At 49.9% G+C, this 3,513-nt stretch carries 3 protein-coding genes; 1 reads left to right on the top strand and 2 read right to left on the bottom strand.

Features of this window, described 5'->3' with window-relative positions:
- Nucleotides 1-297: 297 nt before the first annotated feature.
- The gene (gene ftsH, locus Q3886_RS09530) at nt 298-2,145 is read right to left on the bottom strand and encodes an ATP-dependent zinc metalloprotease FtsH (protein ID WP_301861213.1); all 1,848 of its coding nucleotides are present in this window, start codon (nt 2,143-2,145) and stop codon (nt 298-300) included.
- Between the two features lie 301 nt (nt 2,146-2,446).
- On the opposite strand from ftsH, the gene Q3886_RS09525 reads away from it, so the two are divergent.
- Complete coding sequence (locus Q3886_RS09525; RefSeq protein ID WP_301861212.1) at nt 2,447-2,959, top strand: nitroreductase family protein; 513 nt, start codon at nt 2,447-2,449, stop codon at nt 2,957-2,959.
- Nucleotides 2,960-3,071: 112 nt separating this feature from the next.
- On the opposite strand, the gene Q3886_RS09520 is transcribed toward Q3886_RS09525, so the two are convergent.
- A complete protein-coding gene (locus Q3886_RS09520; protein ID WP_301861210.1) occupies nt 3,072-3,476 on the bottom strand; it encodes a thioesterase family protein in 405 nt (134 codons plus the stop codon).
- Nucleotides 3,477-3,513: the final 37 nt, after the last annotated feature.

Genomic DNA, 3,513 nt, shown 5'->3' with positions numbered 1-3,513 from the left:
GCATCAAATAGATGAAGGTCAGCAATGCTAGTAGAAAGCTACCAAAGGACATCATGTCCTGAAAGGTAAACAGTTCCATAGACATCACCTCCATTTCAATGGAGGTCAATCCACCCTGCAACACGGTTGTTCCGCATACAAGTATATCATAAAAATAACATACCATTCAAGGATTACCTGATAAGCCAAACCACCGCAGCAGACAGGATGCTGTTTTGTCTGCTGCGGTGGTTTTGTCATGCTATCAGGAAAGAGGGAAGGGCCTCTTCGCTGTCTTTGCCATTGGGAAAGGGGGCGTTACGTTCCTGCCGGCTGAGAGGTGTCGTTGGATTCGTCTTTCTTAGTTTTCTGCAATATTTCCATGAATTCTTCGCCTGTAATCGTTTCTTTGGCGTACAGGAATTTTGCCAGTTCATCGAGAGTATCCCGGTTATTAAGCAGTATGTTTCTGGCTTTTGCATGTTCCGCTTTGACGAGTTCGACGACTTTTTTGTCAATAAGTGCCTGTGTTTCCGCTGAGCAGGCAAGAGAGGCATCACCGCCGAGATAGCGGTTCGTTACCGTTTCCAGAGCTACCATATCGAAATCATCGCTCATGCCGTAGCGTGTTATCATGGCCCTGGCGATTTTGGTAGCCTGTTCAATATCGTTGGAAGCGCCTGTGGAAATGCGGTTGAATACGACTTCTTCCGCAGCTCTGCCGCCAGTGCAGGTGGCGATTTTGTTCTGCAGTTCTTCTTTCGTATACAGGTAGTGATTCCCTTCATCTACCTGCATCGTATAGCCAAGGGCTCCTGAGGTGCGCGGTATAATCGTGATTTTCTGCACCGGTGCAGAATGAGTCTGCATGGCTGCAACAAGGGCGTGGCCGATTTCATGGTAGGCGACGGTCCATTTTTCGTTATCTGTCAAAATGGCGTTCTTGCGCTGGTATCCGGCAATGACTACTTCGATGCTTTCTTCCAGATCGCTCTGCAGCACTTCGCTTCGCCCTTCCCGGACGGCCCGCAGAGCCCCTTCGTTGATGATGTTGGCCAGCTGAGCGCCGGAGGCACCGGAGGACATGCGGGCGATTTTAGTATAATCAATGCCCTTGGCCATTTTTACTTTTTTGGCATGGACTTTCAAAATAGCTTCACGGCCCTGCAGGTCCGGCAGTTCTACGGGCACACGGCGGTCAAAGCGGCCTGGCCGGGTCAGAGCCGGGTCAAGGGATTCCGGACGGTTCGTCGCTGCCAGGATGATTACGCCTGTGTTGCTTTCAAAGCCGTCCATTTCCGTCAGCAGCTGATTTAAGGTCTGTTCCCGTTCGTCATTGCCTCCGACCTGGGCTGTACGTTTTTCACCGATGGCATCGATTTCGTCAATGAATACGATGCACGGTGCTTTTTTCTTAGCCTGCTTAAAGAGATCCCGCACTTTGGATGCGCCCATGCCGACAAACATTTCCACAAATTCTGAGCCGGAAATGGAGAAGAAGGGGACCTGTGATTCTCCGGCTACGGCCTTGGCCAGCATGGTTTTGCCCGTGCCCGGAGGTCCGATGAGGAGAATGCCTTTCGGCATATTGGCGCCAATTTCTTTATATTTGGACGGATCGTGAAGGTAGCGGACGATTTCTGCCAGGTTGTCTTTGGCTTCATCTTCACCGGCGACATCGGCAAACTTAATGCCTGCCTTGGACCGGACATAGATCTTGGCATTGGACTTGCCGAACATCATGCCGCTGCCGCCTAACCGGTCCATCATCTTCTTGGAAATATACTGGCCAATGCCCCAGAAGATAAGGAGCGGCAGAATCCAGTTCAGAAAGAACGATTCAACAGGCGAGGCCTGGCGATCCGGCACACTCGTAAAATCTGCTCCTGCGTCGGACAGGCGTTTGATCAGATCGGGATCGTTCATTTCACCTGTGCGGTAGACCTGTTTTTTATCCTTGTCCGTAAAGGTGATTTCATTATCTTTGATTTCGACAGAGCCAATATCCTTGTTGTCCGTCTTTTCCATGAAGGTGCTGTAGCTGACCTGCTGAATTTTTGCTTCTTCAATCAGGGGCATGATCAGCGAATTAAATACAATTACCATCACCAGAGCCATTCCGTAGTAATAGAGGAGTGACTTCTTCGGCGGTTTTACTTCATTCATTGATGACCCTTCCTTTCTTTGCATCATGACGATGAGTAGATGGATTTCATCCATATTCATCTGTATACAGAAACATTCGCCAAAAGACGGTAAAATCCTGCTGAAAAAATGAAGGCTGCTGAATTTCCTGTCCGTCCATGGAGCGGCAGGCATCGTATCTTTGGAGCCGCTTCCGGCAGGGGCCGTTGTATTTGGCGATAAAAATACATATAATAAAAGAGGAAGACCATATTACTGCATATATACGCACTGCCAGGCAGAGACATACAGCCGCAGCGGAGGGAAGAGGAGGAACTTAAACATGGATTTTTCAGAAGTAGTTGCAGCACGGTATTCGTGCAAAAAGTTTGATGGACAGCCGGTGGAACCGGAAAAGCTGGATGCCATTTTATCGGCTGGCCGGCTGGCTCCTACAGCTAAGAACAATCAGGAACAGCGGATTTACGTCATTCAGTCAGCCGAAGGACTGGCAGCCATTGATTCCCTTACGCCCTGCCGGTATGGGGCATCGACGGTGCTGGCCGTTGCCTTTGACAGCCGCCATGCCTTCGTCTATCCTGGGGAAAAACGCAATTCCGGCGCAGAAGACGCGTCCATCGTGGCAACCCATATGATGCTGGCTGCGGCCAATGCCGGCGTAGACAGCTGCTGGATTAATTTCTTTGATCCCGAAAAAGCAGCCAAAGCGCTGCACCTTCCGGAATATGAAGAAGTGGTCATGCTGCTCGATCTGGGCTATGCCGCCGAAGGGGTGACGCCGCTGCCGCCGCACAGTCAGCGCAAAGACCTTTCAGAAACTGTCATATATCGATAAGAGGGTATAGCAAACATCCTCCCTGCTGCAGTAACGCAGGGAGGATGTTTTTGTCTGTTTTTGTCTGTTTTTGTCACTGCCGTCCTGAAGAGAGGACACACAGGCTGCCTTTTTATTTATGGGCGTTTTTCTTGGCTTCTGCTTTGGCCAGGAACGGAGCCGATTCGATGATGAACCGTTCGTGAACGGCTTCGCCTACGAGGCCGGCATCGTCAAAGGCTTCGATTTTGAAGGTCAGTTTTCTTCTGTCCTGTTCGGTCAGCGTAGCTTTTGCCGTTACTTTCAGGCCAATCGGCGTAGCAGCAACGTGTTTGACGTTCATGGAAATACCAACGGTGTTGTAGCCTTCCGGAAGCTGGCTGTCGCAAGCCAGAATGGCGGCGTTTTCCATGAGGGCAACCAGTGCCGGCGTAGCATAGACCGGTGATTTGCCGCTGCCCATTTTAATGGCCGTATTATTTTCGGTAACGAGTTCGGAAATTTCTGCCTGAGAATTAGGTTTTACTGTAAAATCCATGATAAACCCTCCTGTAATTAACTATACTATATGTATA

The organism is uncultured Megasphaera sp., assembly GCF_958350005.1.
Taxonomy (GTDB): Bacteria; Bacillota; Negativicutes; order Veillonellales; family Megasphaeraceae; genus Megasphaera.
Note: the sequence above shows the minus strand (reverse complement) of the source record. Positions and strands in the feature narration are given on the sequence as shown.

Excerpts from the sequence above, each read along its gene's own strand:
- ftsH (WP_301861213.1), bottom strand. The coding sequence starts at position 2,145 with ATGAATGAAGTAAAACCGCCGAAGAAGTCACTCCTCTATTACTACGGA.
- Q3886_RS09525 (WP_301861212.1), top strand. The coding sequence starts at position 2,447 with ATGGATTTTTCAGAAGTAGTTGCAGCACGGTATTCGTGCAAAAAGTTT.
- Q3886_RS09520 (WP_301861210.1), bottom strand. The coding sequence starts at position 3,476 with ATGGATTTTACAGTAAAACCTAATTCTCAGGCAGAAATTTCCGAACTC.